Origin of the sequence: Microcystis aeruginosa FD4 (genome assembly GCF_009792235.1) — a bacterium.
Lineage (GTDB): Bacteria > Cyanobacteriota > Cyanobacteriia > Cyanobacteriales > Microcystaceae > Microcystis > Microcystis viridis.
The window spans coordinates 2,937,898-2,957,893 of the sequence record NZ_CP046973.1; the positions used below are offsets into that span (position 1 = coordinate 2,937,898).

Sequence of the window (19,996 nt, forward strand, 5' to 3'; positions counted from 1 at the left end):
GATCAATAGCCATTTTTCAGGAGAAAAGCTCTTAGGGCAGTGGGAAAGTCTGGATATTTGCCGATCACTGTATTTTCGCCATGTATATCGAGACCCCAATCGGAGTTTTTATCGTAATTAGCGAGGAGAAATTGCCAAGCTTCTTGGTATTCTCCTAGGAGAATTTTCTGTGCCACATAACCAGCCAAAATGCCATTAACTTCGGCTTTTTCTTTTTTAGCTAACTGAAAAGCTTTCAACATTGCTGCTAAAGTTTTTCTTAATTCTTGGGGATATTTTCTAGTGACATCTGCTAATTTACCCTGTTGAAAAGTATAAATTTTGGAGGGAGGAAAAGAGGCGGCGTAGGAACTAAAAGCATACAAAAAAGCATTATCAACGGTGACAAATTCATAATTATTATCTCCATCTAAATCTTCAAAGGAACCACCACTACCATCTAAAAACCCCGTTTCTTCTCTAATAAATTTATCTTTTTGCCAAGTATAAATTACCAAAGATGTGCAGCAATGAGCACCGCCGCTATAGGTGGAGACGATAATCTCATCGATGCCATTATTATCTAAATCTCTTAATTCGACATAGCCAGATCCAAAGGCACTATACTCGCTATTTTGCTGATAAAGTTGCTCGTTATAAAAGATTTGATAAGAAACATTATTAATATCAGAATTGTCATCAATTTTCTCGTTTAGTTCGATGGGTTGATAGCTAACTTGTACCTTAATTTTCCCCGATTTAATCACTTGATTTCTTAGGGGTTGACCGGTATCAAAATCGAGTTTAGTTACGGCTAAACTCGCGGCTGCATTGCCCAAAAGTTGAGATAATAAGCAGCAAATAAAGCAAGTTTTGCTAATATCCATCGGCCGATTCACAGAGAGAGATTAATTTCAGTGTATCTTAGTTGTTCCTCCCGACAATCAGCCGTTAACTTTTCGAGAAAAACTATCTATTCCAAAGTTTTAACGCTCAAAACTTGGGGGGGGGTGGCATCGGGGGGATAGAGAAAATCCAGATTAATGTCGCGTCGGTTGCCGGGGGGAAGTTCCACCTGTACTAAAGCTTCTCCCTGTTGTCCTTCCCGTTGAACGAGATGGAAAAAACGTTCCTCGGTGCGTCCCAGTACGTTACGATAGGTAACGCGCACTGCACCCCGGAAAAATACTGGTCCCTGAACGGGTTCAACAAATAGCAAGCGATCGAGATAATTGTCTTCTTTGATTGGGGTTTGAATACTCAAAGCCACCACCTGCGTCTTGCTAGTGTTGTTATATAGAGGTAAAGTCAGATAGTAGTGAACACCGTAATTACCGTGAGCTTTGAAAGCCGTATCGGGATAACGCACTAACATGGGGGCGCTTTGAATTTGTCTGGTTCCGAAAGTAGCTGCTGTCACCGTACTTAAAGGATAGGCAAAAGCTTGACCGGGTTGAGGAATGGTGAGATTAATTCCCCCTTTGGGATCGACAATCCGGGTTGCCCATTCCGAACCCACAGAAATTCCGGCCACGCGACCATAAAAATTTCTTCTTCCGGGGAACCATTGATCGGGAGGAGTGGGGGGAAAATCGCGAGGAGCCGCTAAATCACCTCTAACTAATAGGGTACGCCATTCCTCTAGGGTAGGGGGACGAAAGGTTTCTATTTCCCGATCTTCGATTTTGACTTTTTCGGCAACTTCGTAGAGGGCTAAATTGGCCATATAGACGGGTCCATCGCTGTAGAGACGGAGGAGAGTCGAGCGGGCGCTACTTCTGGGGATAACTAGATCGAAGAGCATCCGACTTTGGCCGGGGGGAATGACGATCTGGGTGGGAAATTGGGTATCATGGCGACGACGCATGATATCGCTGGCTAAACGGGAACCGGGACCGGAAAAAACCCGGCCATTGGGATCTTCCACCAGAGAGGGTAAATCGACAAAAGGGGCATCGGCGGAGGTGACGTAACTGACTCCTTGCAGGATGCGGATAACGAGGTTTTTGGAGGTGGGATTAGTAACGATCAGACCCTGGTGTAAGTCGCGATTGGGATCGGTTTGACGGGCGATGTGGTGGGTGAAAACGTCAAAACGTCCTTGTAGGGGATGATTGAGATGGGCTACGGGATAACGTTTTCCTTTACCGGGGAAAGTGGAGAGGAGAATTCCCTCTTTTTCTACGACTTCGGGACTATTGCTATTAAAAACTAGAACGTCATTCAGTTGACCGGGCAACTGACGCACTTCCTGATATTGGGTGATTAATTTCCTCTCTATCTGGGGCAGAACCGAGGCGGACTGAGCTAAAAGAATAGTGGGTAAGAAAGAAAGCATAGAGATTCTATATTTATAGGATCTAATTAGGGTTGGCTGAATAAATCTAAAACCTTGTTGGGTAAGAATTTTAGACTTTTTGGCAATCAAAAAGTACCAAGTATGGGAGTGATCGGGGGGAAAATTCCGGGACTTTTTCCCTGAAAATTAGGTAATTGACTACCTCAAAATCGGTAAAATCCTACACCCCACACCCCACACCCACGAAAAACTTTTTCAGCAAACCCTAATTAAGGGTGAGTCGATGGAGAGTTGAAGTTATACAACAATATAGGCGAGTTTGTCCTGGCGATCGATAAAGCATCTTAATATATTTTTAAGGTCTGATCAAGTCATGTCAGGGGTGATGTGAGCTAGGGACGGTTTTCTCGGTTAGCAAGGGAGAAAAACCCTTGCTATTGCCGATTTTAACCGTTAAGTTGACAATGACCAGTAACTGCTCACCCTAGCTTTAAATTTCGCCGCGAATGTCTTCGACTATGCCATCTCTAAGCACGAGTTCCACATTCATTTTGGCCACTAAGTTATCGCCTTTTTCGACCCGGAAAAAGCTTTCTAGTTGTGCTTGGGCGACTTCTTGATTGAGTTCCAAGAGTTGTACCTGTTGCAATTGTTGCAGATACTGGTTTTTTTGTTCGAGAAACTCACTTTTCTGTTGATTGACTTGGATTTGAATATTGTCAATCTGTTGGGCAGCCGCGGGGGGTAAGGGGATCAGACTCTGACGCTGAATTTCCGCGATCGCTCTTTGACCTTGGGTTTCTAATTGTTGAATTTGTGCGTCAATTTGAGCCATTTGTGCTTGTAATTGCTGTTGTGCTTCTTCTTTCCAGCGCGGGGTCACGATTACTTTAATTGTTACCGGGCGCTTCAGTAATAAACTGGTTTGTGCGTCATCCATGATTTGCTTATCCTAAAAAGGTTTTTTTGTCAAGGGGTTAGAAAATATTTGCCAGAAATATTTACTTGGCAAACATCTCGTTAATCATATCGCGATAGCGTTGCGTTACTACCGGTCGTTTAATCTTTAAAGTTTGGGTCATCATGCCGTTTTCTAGGGAAAAAGGCTCTAAAATTAACTCAAAGGTTTTAATCTGGTCATCGGTACGATAACTGGGCCGATTTCTGACCTCGCGCTTTAATTCTTGTTGGTAGAGAGCCAAGACTTTTTTGCTGTAGAGATCGCTAGAAAGAATCGTTGAGCGATCGCTGTGAAGAGCGGGTAAATTTAAGGATAGTTTCTGTTCTTGGGCCCAATTGGCCAGTATATCAAGATTAGGCACGATCAAAGCCCCCAAAGCTTTTTGATCCTGTCCCACTAGCATGATTTGGGAGATAAAGGGACTGCGTAAACAAGCATCTTCAATCGGTTGCGGTTCGATATTTTCACCATTGCTCAAAACAATTGTATCTTTGGCCCGTCCAGTTAAGACTAAATCCCCAGCAGCGGTTAACCAACCAATATCACCGCTATCAAACCAACCATCGGGAGAAATCGCTTTTTCGGTTGCTTCTGGTTTTTTATAGTATCCCTGCATCACCTGCGGACCACGAATCAAGACTAAACCGTGTTTTTCTGTCGGTAAGACTTCTTTGCTGTGTAAATCGACAATACAGATTTCTGTCTGAAAGACGGGACGACCGGCAGACCCGCGCAGGTTATGATCGATACGACGGACGGTAGCGACAGGAGAAGTTTCTGTCAGTCCATAACCAATTAAAATCGGGATTCCGGCAATCTCATAGAAAGTATCTAGATGTCTGGCTAAGGAACCACCACCACTAACGAAGATTTTAACTTTATTTCCCACTGCTTGGCGAATTTTGCCATAAACTAGCTTGTCACCGATGGCATGGAGGGGATAGAGTAAGAGGGATTGAATTCTTGCTTTGAGTCTTTCTTTGGGGGAAGCGTGAAGATGATCTAGACTGAGATTATCGGCGATACGTTTAGCAATAACGTACTTTTCTGATTTTTCTAGAAAAAACTGCACCAATTTCTGTTTTTTAGCCGGTTGTTGACTAAATTGTTTTTGGATACCTTCGTAAAGAGATTCCCAAAGACGGGGAACTCCCACCATTAATTGGGGACTAAATTGCTTTAAATCCTGCTTAAAAGTGCGAATACTGGTATAAATCTGGGTGCAACCTTGAGCTAGACTGAAATACTCACAACTGCGCTCGTAGGAATGCCATGAAGGTAGTATACTTAAAACTCGATCGCCGGGATCCGGTTGAAAGATAGCATTTAAGTTGCGTACCTGATGCAGCAGATTACCGTGACTTAACATCACCCCTTTGGGTTGTCCCGTCGTCCCCGATGTGTAGATGAGGGTAGCCAGATCATTTTCGCCCTTGGTGATGGGTTTAAGGGTGTTCTCAGCCCCGATCGCCATTAGTTGCTTGAAATTTAAGGTCTGCACGGAAATCGCCCCCGTAGCGGGGGCTTCGTCGGTGAGCAGCACGATTAATTTCAGGGGCAATTCAGGGATTTTCGCCAGCAATTTCCCTAAAGTTTGGTTATTTTCGACAATCAGCGTCTGACTGTCACTATCAGCGAGAATATAGGCTAATTCCTCTGCATCTGCCTGAGCAGATCGTACCGCGTTGGCGGCCCCGGCTGCCATGGAACCTTGGTCGGCAATAAACCACCGGGGACTATTATCGGCAAATAAAGCGACATTTTCGGTTTCTGTGACTCCTAATGCTTGCAAAGCGGCGGCAAATTGCTGAATTTGTTGATAAAGTTCTCGATAGGTGAGAATTACTTCCGGTTTACTGTGGGGATCGTGCAGAGCGATAATATTGGGGAAACGTTGGGCAACTATTGACCAAACTTCGGGTAAAGATTGAATATTTGAATAGTCAATTAGGGTTGTCATAGCAGTAGTTATAGTGGGTTACAAGAGTAATAACATATAGATTAACCATTCGAGGCTCTTTTTGCTGGTTCTCCTAGACAGTATTTCAACAGGTATCTAGTCCTGCAAAGTTAATTTCCTAGTGGAGACTCGGAGACAGGAGACTTTTCAGTTATCAGTGAACAGTGAACAGTAATCAGGGAATGCTAACGGCTTAGATGTATAATTAATTTTGCTTAGGTACTTAATATAGTTGTGATTAGGATAAAAAACGATGATTGCTTTATCTAACTATAATAATCTCACTCCAGAAGAATATCTTCAGTTTGAAGAAAAAAGTCCCATTAAACACGAATATATCGATGGGCAAATTTACGCCATGGCAGGAACGACGGATACTCATAATATTGTTGCGGGGAATATATACACAATTATTCGTAATCATTTGCGGGGTTCCGATTGTCGGGTTTATTTTGCCGATTTGAAAGTCAGATTAGAGAAACGCAATCACTTTTATTATCCTGATATTATTGTCACCTGCAATGACAGAGATAGAGAAACTGCTACCTACAAAAGTTTTCCTAAATTGATTATTGAAGTTCTCTCCGATTCCACAGAAGCTTTTGACAGGGGGGATAAATTTAATGATTATCAAACTCTAGAAAGTTTAGAGGAATATGTCTTAGTGAATAGCAAACACCAACGAGTGGAAACTTTTCGACGGGGTGAACAGGGTTTATGGATTTTGCAAACCTATCAGCAAGAAAGTTTTAGTTTGCAGAGTATTAATCTGACGGCATCTTTTCGGGATTTATACGAGGATGTCACCCTAGAAACGGTTAATGATACTACCGAAAGTCCTTAAGAAAATATCCTTCAATAATTAAACCCATGATTGCTTTATCTAACTATAATAATCTCACCCCAGAAGAATATCTTCAGTTTGAAGAAAAAAGTCCCATTAAACACGAGTATATCGATGGACAAATTTACGCCATGGCAGGAACGACGGATACTCATAATATTATAGGACTCAATTTCACTTTTATCATTCGTAATCATTTGCGGGGTTCCGATTGTCGGGTTTATTTTGCCGATGTGAAAGTCAGATTAGAGAAACGTAATCACTTTTATTATCCTGATATTATTGTCACCTGCGATGACAGAGATAGGGAAACTGCTACCTACAAACGTTTTCCTAAATTGATTATCGAAGTTCTCTCCGATTCTACAGAAGCTTTTGATAGGGGTGATAAATTTAATGATTATCAAACTCTAGAAAGTTTGCAGGAATATGTCTTAGTGAATAGTAAACACCAACGAGTGGAAACTTTTCGACGGGGTGAACAGGGTTTATGGATTCTGCAAACCTATCAGGAAGAAAGTTTTAGTTTGCAGAGTATTAATCTGACGGCATCTTTTCGGGATTTATACGAGGATGTCACCCTAGAAACGGTTAATTATTCCGTGGAATAAATGGAATAAATTATTGTTTTTTACCAGGGGGAATAAAACGGATTTCAATTCTGCGTCTGCTTGCATCTGCGTCACGATTAACCGCAGCTAATTTACCCGATGGGAGGTATAACTGTCCTGCGGAAAAAGCTCGAAATTTGACGTTTTTTAGTTTACCGGTGTTGTCGATTTCTTGCACTACTGCTAAAGCGCGCATTAATCCTAAATCAGTGTTAGAACCGGGTACTAGCATTTTCACAGATTGTTTTCTGCTGGCAACCGATTCGATATTTTTATCGAGATTACTTGTCTGTTGTATTCCCTGTCCGTCGGTGTGTCCAATTACTTGAATAAAGTCGATTTCTCTGTCTTTAGTAATGGTTTCGATAGCGGGAATAATGCGCTGACGAATATAGGTTTTTAAAGCGGGGTTTAATTCCGCACTTCCCGACTGAAATTTAAATTTTCCTGATTTTTCATCGATAACTATGGGGGTTGCTGTTTGCAGTTTTCTGTTAGCTTCCTCCAGTTTGCTGATGAGATTATAGGACTGAAAAAGTGCCAAGAGGAGAAATAAACTCAGAATCATGAAAGCATTGGACATTAAATCGGTAAATGCGGGATAAACATCCACCGATTTATCTTCATCTCGGTAGTAGGTACGTCTAGACATAATTGCTTAGAATTTGTTAGTGAAGTTATCAAATATGGTGTTAATCCCCTTCTCAACATCTTTTTGGGTAGGATTAGGGATTGTCTCAAAAAGTTTTTCTATCTTATCCTTTAAGTTAGAAAATTCAGAACTCATTTCGCCAATTTTTTCCAGTTGTGCTAAACATTTTTGAATTTCTCCATAGATGTGTTCAATCATTTTCTGATTCGATTTATTTTCCTTAGCGACGACTTTCTCTAACTTATCTCGCAAAGATTCTAAGTTAGCAGTTAATTGACTGGTGTTGGTGTTCATCGCGTTAATTACTTGAGAAAAATCTGATTTAAGGCTGCCAAATTGATTGGCTGTTTTCTCAATAGATTGGGAAACTGCTTTTAATTGTTCTGAGTTCTTAGTTAATTTATCGTCAACTACTGTCGCTAAGTTATTGCTTAAAAGGTTTAACTCAGACTGTAAGCTTTCCTTGACTTGAGTAACTTGCTCTGTCACTGTATCAATTAACTGAGACAAGTTAGCATTAGTCACATCGAGATTATTACTAGAGCGCTCAATCCCATGGGAAGCAGTGAGGATTTTATCGGAGGTTTGGGAGAGTCTTTCATCGAGACGATTGATAAGTTGATTGCCTAATTGTTTCGACTCGGAGTTAAAACTATCTTGATAGGTTTTCACGGTTTCGATTAATTTTACTAATTCTCCCTGAATGTTAGATAACTTTTCTTGTTCGGTGACTGAGCGTTGCTGATTTTGTTCTAGGATTGTCTCAGATTTTTGATTCAAGTCAGTAATTTTTATTCCTAACTCAACCATAGTTGTCATTGAACGCTGGAAGTCTTGAGTTAAAGAAGCTAGAGATTGAGTTGATTGGTTTAAATCTGTAGTAGAATTGGCAAACTGTTGATGAGCAGTCATTAAATCTGCGGTTGCTTGCACTAACTTATCAGCAAATTGACTACTTTCGATTTTTTCGGAAGCTTCCAGAAAACCTAGCGCACTATCCTGTAATTTTTGAGAAGATTCTTGGATATTTAAATACACTTGTTCTGCTAAATCGTTAGCTCTTTTATTACTGCTGATAATCTCCCCGATATTCTGCTCTAGTAGTGCAGTGGATTGAGAAAATCTCGCTTGAGTTTCTGCTAAACTAGCGGTAAACCTTTCGATATTACCAGAGAAGTTACTTTTTTCAATTAACTCTGACGCTTGTTTAAAAAGCAGTACACTATTTTTTAGTTCCTGAGAGGATTGTGTAAACTCTCGGTTTGCTTGCGTGATAATTGGTACTTGCTCGTTAAGTTCAAAAGCTGAATGCTGAAAAGTCGATGCACCGGTAGATAAAGTTCCTGCGGTTTCAGTTAATCTATCACAAACTTGGGTGACTAATTTAGCAGTTTCCTGATTACCATCAGCAATTTTTTTAGCAACTTTCTCTAAAGAAGATTCTAATACTCTCGTCACCTCGGTATGAAAGTTAGTCAGAAATGCTTGCTGTGTATCCACCATGCGATTAACCGCTTTATCCAAGCGACTATTCCCTTCTACAGTCGGCTGCAAGATGTTATCTAAATAGTCTTCTAGGGAACTAATTAGATTTACTTTAGCAAGGTTGGTATTAAAGATTAAGTTAATCACAGTCAGTAAAGAACTACAAGCTAAACCAATTAAGCTAGTGATAAAAGCAATCCCCATACTTTCTAGGGGAGTTTTGAGCTTTTCTCCCAAACTTTGCACATCGACATTATTGATATCGATAAGTGTACTGATTCCCGTCAGATTGAGAGTAATTCCGAGGAAAGTTCCCAACAAACCAAAAGCGAGGAGGAGATTGGGTAAGACTCTCACAAAATAATCCCATTTCTCGCAACTAAGAGATTTAGACATGAACGTAAATTGTTCTTCATGGTATAAACCATCTACCAAAGCTGCGGTATTAACATCATCTAGTTGACTACTGGCTATCTTAAATCTATTCTCTAGATTAGAGATAATTTTAGGTTGAACCCCGCGACTTTCTCCCCGAATTAAGCGCTTGACTTTTACAGTTGACTCTTGGAGATGTTTATAGAGAGTAATCCGGATTCCCAGAGTTAAGACGGTGGGAAAAATAACCAAGACTAGAGTTAAAACAATCAGATAGGGAGGAAAAAGGTTAAGTAATGCCATGATAGTTATTGGATACCTCGAATTGTGGTTGATAGAGAGAGTTGGGGGTGAATGTTTCCTCAGATAGCTGGGGAAACATCATTAAGATTGCTCAATTTTATCATTCATCAGCAGTGCTAACTTCTGCGGGTAAACTGGGTTGACTACCGTTATTACTTTTTCCCAATAAAGTTTGTTGCTTTTGCTGTTGTTTTTCGAGTTTTTTATGTTCAGCATCACGTTTTTCTAGTTCCATTTTCAGTTGATTAACAAAACGGGTAATAATCCCTTCTTTTGCCTCCTGTTGAGCATTTCCATCTTGTCCAGCTACCTTATCTTTGTAGCGATAATTAGGGTGATAGGAGGGTAAATTTTTGACATTATTGACAAAATAGCTGACGTTCTGGAAATAATCACCCTCGTTAGTAAATAATAGAGGAGGATTAGCCAAAATCTCATTTTTTGCCTGATTAAGCAGTATCTGTAAAGCATTAATCATGTCCTTACGAGAAGCAAATTGTTCTAAAGCAAGTCGCCAATTACCGCTAATATCGATAAGGGACTTATTGTTAAATAAATCGCCTTCGATGACTAATTGATAAGTATCATCTTCCTCATCGTATTCTAGTAAACCGAGAGCAATTGCGGGATAGAAAATAAACTCTAATTCTTCAATTAATTTGGCAGGTGGTGGGATAATATCAGCAAAATTTATCCTGTAATCATTGTGTAAAATGCTGATTCTCTTTTGGTCTTGATAGATTTTTTGCAACCCAGATAAATCAGTAATGATTCTTAGGGGAAACCCACCAAACTCGTAGGTAATTAGGATTTCTTCGTCCGTTTGAATTGATTCAAAACAAGTCCCCAGATTAATATTTAAATCAGATTCAAGAGTCTTCATAAATCTTTGCATGGTGGGTGAATTATCGTCCTTAGTCCCAATTAGTAATGCTTTATCTGGTTCCAAGCGATAGTAAGCATCATTAACATTTATCGGTAAAATTAAATCAGCTTCCCGCAGAATTTGCCCCAAGCGTTCAGGAAAATCATGGGGTTTATATTGACCCATAAATCGCTTAATTACTGCATCAATTTTATTAGTGCTTACTGATTGAAACTGTTTCTCAATTGTTGCTGTTAGGGTCTCTTTGAGAGTTTCATTATCAATAACAAAAGATTGGCTAAATAAACTGAATAGGGAAGCATTATAGCCTAAATTATTGGTGACTTTTTGGCTAACGGAAATGTATTGAGTTCGGGAGTTACTGTCAGGGATACAGTTATCAATATTCTCCTCTGGAAAAATACCTTCCCCAGTCATCTCGTCGAGATTTAACTGCATTAACTCCTGTTCGTATTTATCGTATTCTGCGATTAGCTGATATAGGGTTTCTTTCAGTTGTTGTATCTGCAGCATTCGACTAGAAATATGCTTGAGAATCGCTTCGACAATCTTTCTGGATTCGCAATTAATGCTGAAATTAAAGTTCTGCTGAATTAATTTTTGTCCGCTTTGAACGTAGTCTCTTAACTCGGCCTTGATTCTCTCACTATTGGCATTTTTATTGAACATCTTGAAGACAGACTTTTTCCCGTTTATATCTTCGAGAGTTTGTTTAACATTTCGCCAAATGTTATCAATTTTTTCCGAGGAATGAAACCCTTTATTATCCTGAGATAATTCCTCTAGATTCCCCTTGTAGGTATTAATCTGTGCTTGTAAAGCGACCAAAAAAGATAGGCTATTTTCCAAAGAAAATTCTAAGCTATCAGGATTAAGAATAATCTCCAAAAATTGGTCAATATCTGACTTAAATTTTTCGATTAACTTAGGTTGCGTTTGTTGGGTCAGAGTTAACCAGATTCCGCGACTGCTATCTGTTTCTCCCCCTTGTACTTTCCGAAACTCTTTTTCTAGGGATTGCTTGACAGTTTGGGGTAAATTCTCCAAATCTTGACTATTAGATATTTCTTCCTCTAGGGAATTTTTCCACGAGGTTAAAGTCTTAGAAAAAGTTTTATTATTCTCTAGGGTTGCTTCTTCCAATCTGGCAGTAAAATAATCCTTATTACCTTGGGTACTCCAATTAGCTAGAAACTTACTTAATAACTCTTGTCCACTGGGACTTTGACCATATCCTTCTAACCAAAATTTAATTAATTTGAGACTAAAACGATTGAGACCGATCTGCACAATTCGGTCGCGAGTAAAATAAATCCTCGCTAGCCCAAAGGAGATATAACCTTGACACATTTGAAAAGGATGATTATCTTTACGAATCATCGGGTCTTTATAGTTATCCCGATTGCTTTTGATGTGAGGAGATAACTCATCGGCAAAATCCAAGAAAATCTTGTAAGCAATAATATTACATAATTTACCTTTGTTGTTAATCCGGTAATCTCCCGCAGTGCGATTAGAAACTAAGTAGGCAAAATCAAAAGGAGAACGTTTTTCATCAATGTTGACGAAATTTTGTTGATCATAACAGACTTGAAAGGAATTACTTTCATTGGTATAATGGTCTAACTCTTTCAAAGCTGCATAGGTATTAGCTCTCATAATTGCCCCATCACCATAAAGTTTAGGACTAACTACCAAATAACCAAAGGATGTATATTCGGCGGTTTGTTGTAAAATATGACGCAAAGTGTAGGCCACATCGAGGAAAATACCGCTACCAGTTCCCCCACACAAAGAACCGACAACAAAGACATTTAAACCCTCTTGGACATTAAAACTTTGACCGTTAACTTTACCGCTAAACATAAAGGGTTCATGACCAGCAGTTCGTCTTTCCGCTGCTTCAATTGCCTCCTGAATTTTTTGATAGTTATGGAAGAAAGCTAAACGACCGACGGGACGAATACCTCCCGCACCATTTTCAATGGCAGTTATTTGTTTTTTTAGTCTTGGGTCTAACCAGCTTTCAATATGGGAAAAGGGACTTTCAAAAAGGGTTTTGTGTTCAAGTTCATAGGTGAGATTGTTAACATCCTGAGCATTCATATTAATGAATACTCTTTCGGCAGCTGATAAAAGAATTTCTTCTCCGTGATAGCTATTTCCTGTGGGTAGACCAGAACCATTGAAAGCGTTTTTGTCTGTATCAATATGAACAAAACTGACAACGGGTAGGTTAGATAACTTCCCGTATTTATCAATAATAAAGCGACGAATTCTCATTAACACATCTCGACCAGTACCACCTAATCCGATGATAATTGTCCGTTTGATAGCGCGGGTTTGACTGGTATTAGCCATGGTTTAAATCTCCTGAGTTATTTTTTGCTAATCTGAATTTGTAGGTCGAAATCTTGATTGTTATGGTGATAAGTTAAATTCAGGTAATTTTTATCTATTTTCACCTCCTGAGTTAGTTGATTACCTCGATAAAAAATCTCTGCTTGTTTAGTGGGTTTCAGATATAACTGATTGCCGCGTCTTTCTAAATAGCAGCGAATTTCTTCCCCAGCACGAGAAAAGGTATTCTTATTATATTCTTCACCACCGATGTTAATTCTTTCGGATGTTTTTAAAATATATCTTTGGGTTTCATCTTCATCCTGATAAGATGAAACTTCAATAGTCCAAGCAGTATTTAACTGCAACCAGTAACGAATTCCCAAAATACTCGCTACTATTCCCCCCATTCCCATTAATGTAATTACCAATGCTGGCAACCATAACTGACTGAAGAGATAAGGATTAATCAAACAGGTTTCTTGTCCTCCCGGTGCAGGAGTACAGAACTCCTGTGCTGTGGGAGCAATATCGACAACTGATAGTTTATATTTATTGCCGTTAGTGGCAGTAATTTCTTGGGGTCTTAGATTAATTGGTAGGGAATTAAGCCAGTTTTGTCTCTCCAAACTTTCGGGAGAATTAGCAAGACGAAAAGGGCTATTTTTTGGGGTTTCTATCCACTGTTGCGAAGTAATCCCTAGGGGAGTAGAAAGGGGTGCATCGGTAATCCAAACTACCGACTGGGGTTTGATAGCTTGATTGGCAGTTAAACGACACTGATTTAAGCGTGCCAGCTGGGGATAAACGTGCCATTCTGCGCGTTGAATATCGGTATTTTTAGCACTCTGGCTAGATTGCCAAGGAATCGCTTTTAAAACCGCATCTATATCTTCCTGACTGCGAATTAAAATCGGTTCTGCAATCGGTTGGACATTATCAGCAAAGGGAACTAAATAAACGGAATCGTTATTTTTTAAACTATCGCGAATAATTTGACCGAGGCGCGTGCGTCCTTCATCATTAAAGTTAACACTACCGGTAAGATCGATCGCTAGGATAACATCTCGTCCCTGCCAACGAGCCACCAAATCTAATCCCACTTTTTGCCAATCGGTAAGCGATTCCCCGGGGGATCCCGTTAAACAGTCAGCACTTTTCATCTAGCCTTGTCCAAGAGTGAAAAATTGAGCTTATCCCTATCCTTACCCCATTGTACTAAAAAAATAATACTTCTTAAAAGTTTTTTTCGCTTTTATTCTCGACTTACTCTAGGTTATTGTCAATAGTAACCCTAGATTAAACTAAATTTTAAAGTTCAGCTGCCCGCGCATTTAAATTGCTTGTTGAGATAAGGCAAGAGGTAACAGTAAAGGGATTGGGGGAGATTCAGAGGTTAAAATCGGTCCTAGCTTAACATCTAACCACCTAATCCTAATTCTCGTCTGAGCAATTGAATTGATTTATCCCCAATATAATTATCACTACAGATAATTTCTGGCAGACGAATTAAGTCCGATCGCACTTCCTTAATTAGATTTTTAATTAAAGTATAACTCGCTTGATCACTGATAATTGTCTGGGAAGTTCTGGCTAAAACTTTTAACTTATCCGTTTCATGAATTTGAGCAGACATGACTAATAAATCATCACCCCGTAAACTATGAATTAAAATTTCGGCCACCTTAATAATACCAGTGCTAACACTGACAATTCCCAAGCGGCTATCGGTGGGTAATTTTTTGATTAATGCCAATTCTTTGCTGTAATCGTAGATATCGATGGGAATGACTCGTAGGTGAAAAGGAGTGGCAATTTCCTCTGCCACACTGATAAAATAGCGACTGGTGACAACAGTGGCAGATTTAGTATTGGCTAAAACTTGGGCTAAATCCTCCATTGCCACTAATTGGACGGGAATTTTGAGGGATTGCTCTAATTCTCTTAACATTAGTTCCCCTGCACCCAAATCGTGACGGGGAATGGTGACAAGAACTTGGGAACTACACTGCGATCGCCAATCGATTTCCGCCAGTAATAACTCGCGAATTTCCTCTAAAGTTAAACCTTGAGCGAGAAAACTGGCTAAACTCTGGCGAATTAGTCGGCCTATTTCTGGATTTTGTTCCAATAGGGGCGAACCTAATAAATTATCGTTTTCATGTCCGCGAGCCTTGACATAAATCCCCGAACCTGCTATGGATTCCACTAACCCATCGTCTTCCAGTTGTTGATAAATTTTACTTATCGTATTACGGTGTAATCCCGTGATCATAGCTAGTTGACGGGTGCTAGGTAAACGATGGCCCGGTGGATACTGACGAGAGGCGATAGCGAAGCGAATTTGGTCAAATAATTGCTTAGAGGCGGGAATTTCACTGTCTGGCTGGATTTGGAACTGCATCGGATCACTTCGCTCACAAACTACTTTCGCTGATGCCCATTCTATCATTAGACCCCCGGCAGCAATCGGACATCTTCCCCGCTCTGAGGGGTCTCCGAGGCAGTATTCAGGAGCTAAAAGTAGAAAAAACCAAGACGTTATCCTAAATCCGTTGAGTAACGCACAGAAAACGGGTTTCTCGGAGAAACCCGTTTTCTACTCATGATTTAGTATTATTTATTTAAACCAGAAAAGCTACTTTTTTGCTTAAAAATAGTTAAAACAATAATTTTAATCCGTCCCCGAAATCCCACTTGTGCGGTAGATAGTCAACAGCTGATTAAGGTGATTGATCCTCGTGGAGAAGTTTTAAGCGATCGCTCAAGGTTTTGGTTAAGCGGACAGTTTCCCGTTTTAGCGAATTTGGTTGATAATCAAGCACATTAATCCCTTGACCGATGTTTACAGTCGCTTCGCTTCCCCATCCGGGGTAAGGCTGATTATAACTAATGCTTACCGGTAAAATCTTTATATCTGCATCGGGTTTCATCGTCTTAACTTCCAACGCAATCCGCGCTACCCCCGGTTTAAGAGGATGAACCACTCGATCGCGAGAGATACCCCCTTCCGGAAAAATCGCCACCATTTCCCCCGCAGCCAAAAGTTCGACACTATGGACCAGACTACCCATACCGGGGTGATCGGTGTTGACGGGAAAACCCCCCAAACGTCGGATAAACCAACCTTGCACCCCTTTCATCTCGTTAGCGGAAACCATAAAGCGCAAATCCCGTCCACTAACTAAACGTCCCACCGCGTAGGGTAAAATCAAGGCATCCCAACGGGAACGATGGGTAGGTGCAAGGATGACACCCCCCGTTAGGGGAATATTTTCCTGTCCTGTGACGGTTATTTTCCTGAAAAAAGCCGGTAAAACTAGATAATTTCCCAGAAAATAACAAAAGCGAATTAAACAGGGATTAATTCGGGAATTGACAGCAGGACTTTTTCTAATGGTGAGGGACTCGTCAACGATAGTGCTTTGAGACATCCGAAGTGTTAGGGAAGATCGAGACTTTCTGACCATTTCTACTTTAGAGTAGTTGTCTGGGGGTCGCTATCTTGTCCTGACCAGTTCGGCAATTGTCTTGGGGGATTAATGGTTAGGATTGCGGTTCTACTCCCGATCCTACCGGTGCGATCGAGTTTAATTGCAAAGAGGGATGATCTTCTTTAACTTGCTGTAAATTCCACTCATTTTTGAATAATAAGACAGGACGACCCCAGTAATCTTTGACAGTTAGAGTATTAAAGAGTTTACCGGCTTTTTCTAAAGCGGCCCAACCCCCGGCGACCCAACGGGCTAAACTATAGGCTAGGGGTTCGAGGGTAGTTTCGACTCCGTACTCGCTTAAAAGACGGAATTGCACCACTTCAAACTGTAATTGACCGACAGCGGCTAAAATTGGGTCGCGTTTAAATTCATCGATCGAGGATAATATCTGTACGGCCCCTTCTTCCTGTAATTCCGAGACTCCTTTTTGAAACTGTTTGAACTTGGAAGGGTTAGGATTTCTGAGATAGGCGAATAATTCCGGAGAAAAACAGGGAATACCTTCGTATTCGAGCTTTTTACCCATATAAATCGTATCACCGATCGCAAAGACCCCGGGGTTATTCAATCCGATCACATCTCCGGGATAAGCTTCTTCTATAACTGCGCGATCTTGGGCAAAAAGTTTCTGAGGACGGGATAAACGGATAGTTTTACCAGTTCTAGCGTGATTTACTACCATATCCTTCTCAAATTTCCCCGTACATACCCGCACAAAGGCCACCCGGTCCCGATGTTTGGGGTCCATGTTTGCTTGCAGTTTGAAGACAAAACCGGTGAAATCGGGATAGGTGGGATCAAGGACACCGAGGGAGGAATTGCGTCCTCTGGGTGGTAATCCATAGTCGAGGAAGGATTCTAGGAATAATTTCACCCCAAAATTGGTCATGGCGCTACCAAAAAAGATCGGGGTCATTTCTCCTGCGTGGACTGCTGGCAAATCCAAGTCCGCACCCAATTCCGAGAGTAGTTCTATATCCTCTTTTAACTGGTAATACAGGTCTTTTTCGAGATAATCCTCAATTTTGGGGTCGCCAAGCTCGATCACGGTTTCCTGCGCCTCCTGAGAGCCGTGGGAGCGACGTTCAAACAGGTGTATGGTCTGGGTGGCCCGCTCAAAAACTCCCCGAAAGCGATCGCCAATTCCGATCGGCCAATTGACGGGATAGGTTTGTAATCCTAATTCTCGCTCGATTTCGTCCAATAAATCCAGAGGTTCGCGGCCGGGGCGATCCATTTTGTTAACAAAGGTAAAGATGGGTAACTGACGCAGTTTGCACACTTCAAACAGTTTTCTCGTTTGCGGTTCCAAACCTTTGGCTGCGTCAATTAACATCACCGCATTATCGGCAGCGGCTAGGGTACGATAGGTATCTTCGCTAAAATCTTGGTGGCCGGGAGTATCGAGGAGATTAATCTGAAAATCACGATAATCGAACTGTAAAACCGTGGAAGTAATCGAAATTCCCCGTTGTTTTTCCATTTCCATCCAGTCGGAGGTGGCTTTGCGTTGGTCGCGTCTTGCTTTGACTGCACCCGCTTGATGGATTGCACCCCCGTATAGTAACAGTTTTTCGGTCAGGGTGGTCTTTCCCGCGTCAGGATGGGAGATAATGGCAAAATTTCGCCGTTTTTCCAAGACAGATTCGCTGGTTTCTAGTTCTTTTTCAATTTCGGTCGTCATTCTAATTTCGATCGCTTTCCTATCTTTCTATTCTAGTTTAGCTGGGGAGTTAGATATCTTTATGGCTCTGATTCTAGGTTAAACTCAATACGGCTCTGTAAAACCATTTCTGTAATTACCGCTCCTCCTTTACCTTGAGCTAAAACCCGATCAAAACGGTTGATTAGTTCTGGAATATTGATCACTTCCTCCACAGATTCTAGATATCTTTCGACAATTGCCCTGATCTTGTATCTTATCTTAGCTTGCTCCGCAACTTTTTCTAAAATCTCCTCGCAAGTCTGCTCGGTTTTAACCACAAAAGTAATGGGATATTTTTGCACTTTATCAATATCTAAAAAATATTTATCAGCATCGATTGTTTCCGTAACTTGAAAAAATCGACCTAGGGGTTTCATGACAAAATCTATCCCCCCGTCATTGGCATTTGTTCGACCAGTTTTATAGAAAAGTAAGTATTCAGAGTTTAACCGATCGGGCGACCATCCCCAATATATTTTCTGTTCCCCATAATACTCTTTAAGAATTGCATAACTGACAATCTCAAAAACTCTAGCATCAATGTTGGGTCTCAGTAAACTCCGAATAAATTCAATGGCTCTCTGGGGGTCTTGCTGTTGAATATCAATCATCTGTTGACAATAGCTGATAAATTGATTAAATGCTTTTTGTCTTGTTTGCACATAGGCATCAATTATATCTATAATAATCGGCGCAATATTAACTTGATTACCCTCTAGAGAAACCTTAATTAGATTCTCATTAATCCAGTATCTATTGGTTTTAATATCTCTAATTATCGGTAGATAAGATAAAGTGGGAAAATATTTTTTAAATTCCTCATTTAATCGATGATTGAGGGCATGATTTTGTAATTTATTGCCAAAAGGAAGCTGCCTTTGTCTCCGAAAAAGTGTGATATACTGAGCGCCTTGATACTCGTCGTATCCATCCTTAAGATGAAACTCATTATTAATATAGTCTTCCACTAAAACATAAATAGCATAATGATTAGCCAATCCTGCTCGGGATTTAGAACCTCGATTAGCGGCTCTAGTTTTAATGTTCAAATATTGCAATAATTCCCTAGAGTTTAAAATGCTATTTCCCTGATTGGGAAAGTAATTATCGATAATTTGAACAATTGTATTAGTAAATTCATGCTTTACTATCGACATCGAAAAGACTCTCCTGTACAAAGTTAGATTCTTGTTCATTTTCGCTTTTTCTACTATAGCTTTTTTGAGGAGGGAGTAACTTTTCTCCCTTGTATTCTTGCCATCCGAGAATCCGTCGAAGACCAATTTTTAAATACTCCTCTTGTAATTCTATACTAATAGAAATTCTTCCCAAGCGTTTAGCTACAGCAGCAGTTGTAAAAGTTCCTGCAAATGGATCAAGAATAATTCCATTTTTATTAGTGCTGGACAGAATAATTCTTTCTAGCAATGATTCAGGTTTTTGTGAGGGATGATTTTCGTATTCATCCATGCGATATCTTACCCTAGGAAAATACCAGACATTGCCCGGTACTTTCTCTGTATTGTATTGACTGGGAATCGCTTTTCTATAATCAATTAGTTTTCGTTTTGCTCCAGTTTTTGCTTCTATCTTAATATCCTTTGAATTAAAAGTGTAATTATTTTTATCTTTGACACAATGCAGTATTGGTTCATACATCGAACCAAAGTATTTTGTTGCTTGTACTCCTGAACTATCATAATGCCAGATAATGCGACTAAGAATCGTCATTTTTTGTCTTAAGTAAAGATCAAAGTAAGGCATTGCTTGAGTGCTGGCCATAACATATAATGTTCCCTGGGGTTTCAAGATGCGAAGGCAATGATCAAGAATTTGGTTTGCCCAATTTATATAATCATTTTCCGATTCCCATTTGTCGTAAAAATCAGCAAAATGCTTACCTATATTATAGGGAGGATCGAGAAAAATCAGATCTACAGAATTAGAGGCAATCTCACTGGATAAAATCGGCAAAGAATCACCATGAAATATAACTTGTTCATCAGCTTCGTATCGTTTAAACATGATCATTTTTTTAATTTAAAGTAGTTGGATTTTTACTAGCTATTAGCGTTCAGCACCTAGAGAATTTTTCAGAT

The 19,996-nt window shown here is 40.2% G+C and carries 15 protein-coding genes; 2 read left to right on the forward strand and 13 right to left on the reverse strand.

Annotated features, from left to right (window positions below):
- Positions 1 to 2: 2 nt before the first annotated feature.
- The 4 genes from GQR42_RS14915 to GQR42_RS14930 all read right to left on the reverse strand — a co-directional run bounded on the left by GQR42_RS14915 (position 3) and on the right by GQR42_RS14930 (position 5,199).
- On the reverse strand, positions 3 to 866 hold the full coding sequence (locus tag GQR42_RS14915; protein WP_158200547.1) for a hypothetical protein: 864 nt from the start codon (positions 864 to 866) through the stop codon (positions 3 to 5).
- Between the two features lie 86 nt (positions 867 to 952).
- On the reverse strand, positions 953 to 2,317 hold the full coding sequence (locus GQR42_RS14920) for a DUF3370 domain-containing protein (RefSeq protein WP_158200548.1): 1,365 nt from the start codon (positions 2,315 to 2,317) through the stop codon (positions 953 to 955).
- Between the two features lie 451 nt (positions 2,318 to 2,768).
- Positions 2,769 to 3,218: a YlqD family protein gene (locus GQR42_RS14925; protein ID WP_072923740.1), complete on the reverse strand. Its 450-nt coding sequence runs from the start codon at positions 3,216 to 3,218 to the stop codon at positions 2,769 to 2,771.
- A 61-nt stretch (positions 3,219 to 3,279) separates the two neighbouring features.
- Positions 3,280 to 5,199: a long-chain fatty acid--CoA ligase gene (locus GQR42_RS14930; RefSeq protein WP_158200549.1), complete on the reverse strand. Its 1,920-nt coding sequence runs from the start codon at positions 5,197 to 5,199 to the stop codon at positions 3,280 to 3,282.
- Between the two features lie 253 nt (positions 5,200 to 5,452).
- Here GQR42_RS14930 and GQR42_RS14935 point away from each other — a divergent pair, with 253 nt between their 5' ends.
- Both GQR42_RS14935 and GQR42_RS14940 read left to right on the forward strand, forming a co-directional pair.
- Positions 5,453 to 6,043 (forward strand): Uma2 family endonuclease, encoded by a 591-nt coding sequence (locus tag GQR42_RS14935; protein WP_158200550.1) that lies wholly within the window; start codon positions 5,453 to 5,455, stop codon positions 6,041 to 6,043.
- A 26-nt stretch (positions 6,044 to 6,069) separates the two neighbouring features.
- Positions 6,070 to 6,654 (forward strand): Uma2 family endonuclease, encoded by a 585-nt coding sequence (locus GQR42_RS14940; protein WP_158200551.1) that lies wholly within the window; start codon positions 6,070 to 6,072, stop codon positions 6,652 to 6,654.
- Positions 6,655 to 6,664: 10 nt separating this feature from the next.
- Here the strand turns inward: GQR42_RS14940 and GQR42_RS14945 are convergent, their stop codons facing one another.
- The 9 genes from GQR42_RS14945 to yhdJ form a co-directional block, all read right to left on the reverse strand.
- Entirely contained in the window at positions 6,665 to 7,306 is a 642-nt protein-coding gene (locus GQR42_RS14945) for a hypothetical protein (RefSeq protein WP_158200552.1), read from the reverse strand.
- 6 nt (positions 7,307 to 7,312) lie between these two features.
- Positions 7,313 to 9,469: a methyl-accepting chemotaxis protein gene (locus tag GQR42_RS14950; protein WP_158200553.1), complete on the reverse strand. Its 2,157-nt coding sequence runs from the start codon at positions 9,467 to 9,469 to the stop codon at positions 7,313 to 7,315.
- Positions 9,470 to 9,569: 100 nt separating this feature from the next.
- Positions 9,570 to 12,716: a tubulin-like doman-containing protein gene (locus tag GQR42_RS14955; protein WP_158200554.1), complete on the reverse strand. Its 3,147-nt coding sequence runs from the start codon at positions 12,714 to 12,716 to the stop codon at positions 9,570 to 9,572.
- Positions 12,717 to 12,733: 17 nt separating this feature from the next.
- On the reverse strand, positions 12,734 to 13,858 hold the full coding sequence (locus GQR42_RS14960; protein WP_158200555.1) for a vWA domain-containing protein: 1,125 nt from the start codon (positions 13,856 to 13,858) through the stop codon (positions 12,734 to 12,736).
- 257 nt (positions 13,859 to 14,115) lie between these two features.
- Complete coding sequence (locus tag GQR42_RS14965) at positions 14,116 to 15,147, reverse strand: GntR family transcriptional regulator (RefSeq protein WP_158200556.1); 1,032 nt, start codon at positions 15,145 to 15,147, stop codon at positions 14,116 to 14,118.
- A 271-nt stretch (positions 15,148 to 15,418) separates the two neighbouring features.
- On the reverse strand, positions 15,419 to 16,129 hold the full coding sequence (locus GQR42_RS14970; RefSeq protein ID WP_158200557.1) for a lysophospholipid acyltransferase family protein: 711 nt from the start codon (positions 16,127 to 16,129) through the stop codon (positions 15,419 to 15,421).
- A gap of 112 nt (positions 16,130 to 16,241) precedes the next feature.
- Positions 16,242 to 17,876 (reverse strand): peptide chain release factor 3, encoded by a 1,635-nt coding sequence (gene prfC, locus GQR42_RS14975; protein WP_158200558.1) that lies wholly within the window; start codon positions 17,874 to 17,876, stop codon positions 16,242 to 16,244.
- A 59-nt stretch (positions 17,877 to 17,935) separates the two neighbouring features.
- On the reverse strand, positions 17,936 to 19,054 hold the full coding sequence (locus GQR42_RS14980; protein WP_158200559.1) for a restriction endonuclease: 1,119 nt from the start codon (positions 19,052 to 19,054) through the stop codon (positions 17,936 to 17,938).
- Entirely contained in the window at positions 19,035 to 19,922 is an 888-nt protein-coding gene (gene yhdJ, locus GQR42_RS14985; RefSeq protein WP_158200560.1) for an adenine-specific DNA-methyltransferase, read from the reverse strand. Before yhdJ ends, GQR42_RS14980 begins: the two co-directional genes overlap by 20 nt.
- Positions 19,923 to 19,996 lie beyond the last annotated feature (74 nt).

Coding starts and splice junctions, on each gene's coding strand:
- GQR42_RS14915 (WP_158200547.1), bottom strand. CDS start 866: ATGGATATTAGCAAAACTTGCTTTATTTGCTGCTTATTATCTCAACTT.
- GQR42_RS14920 (WP_158200548.1), bottom strand. CDS start 2,317: ATGCTTTCTTTCTTACCCACTATTCTTTTAGCTCAGTCCGCCTCGGTT.
- GQR42_RS14925 (WP_072923740.1), bottom strand. CDS start 3,218: ATGGATGACGCACAAACCAGTTTATTACTGAAGCGCCCGGTAACAATT.
- GQR42_RS14930 (WP_158200549.1), bottom strand. CDS start 5,199: ATGACAACCCTAATTGACTATTCAAATATTCAATCTTTACCCGAAGTT.
- GQR42_RS14935 (WP_158200550.1), top strand. CDS start 5,453: ATGATTGCTTTATCTAACTATAATAATCTCACTCCAGAAGAATATCTT.
- GQR42_RS14940 (WP_158200551.1), top strand. CDS start 6,070: ATGATTGCTTTATCTAACTATAATAATCTCACCCCAGAAGAATATCTT.
- GQR42_RS14945 (WP_158200552.1), bottom strand. CDS start 7,306: ATGTCTAGACGTACCTACTACCGAGATGAAGATAAATCGGTGGATGTT.
- GQR42_RS14950 (WP_158200553.1), bottom strand. CDS start 9,469: ATGGCATTACTTAACCTTTTTCCTCCCTATCTGATTGTTTTAACTCTA.
- GQR42_RS14955 (WP_158200554.1), bottom strand. CDS start 12,716: ATGGCTAATACCAGTCAAACCCGCGCTATCAAACGGACAATTATCATC.
- GQR42_RS14960 (WP_158200555.1), bottom strand. CDS start 13,858: ATGAAAAGTGCTGACTGTTTAACGGGATCCCCCGGGGAATCGCTTACC.
- GQR42_RS14965 (WP_158200556.1), bottom strand. CDS start 15,147: ATGATAGAATGGGCATCAGCGAAAGTAGTTTGTGAGCGAAGTGATCCG.
- GQR42_RS14970 (WP_158200557.1), bottom strand. CDS start 16,129: ATGTCTCAAAGCACTATCGTTGACGAGTCCCTCACCATTAGAAAAAGT.
- prfC (WP_158200558.1), bottom strand. CDS start 17,876: ATGACGACCGAAATTGAAAAAGAACTAGAAACCAGCGAATCTGTCTTG.
- GQR42_RS14980 (WP_158200559.1), bottom strand. CDS start 19,054: ATGTCGATAGTAAAGCATGAATTTACTAATACAATTGTTCAAATTATC.
- yhdJ (WP_158200560.1), bottom strand. CDS start 19,922: ATGTTTAAACGATACGAAGCTGATGAACAAGTTATATTTCATGGTGAT.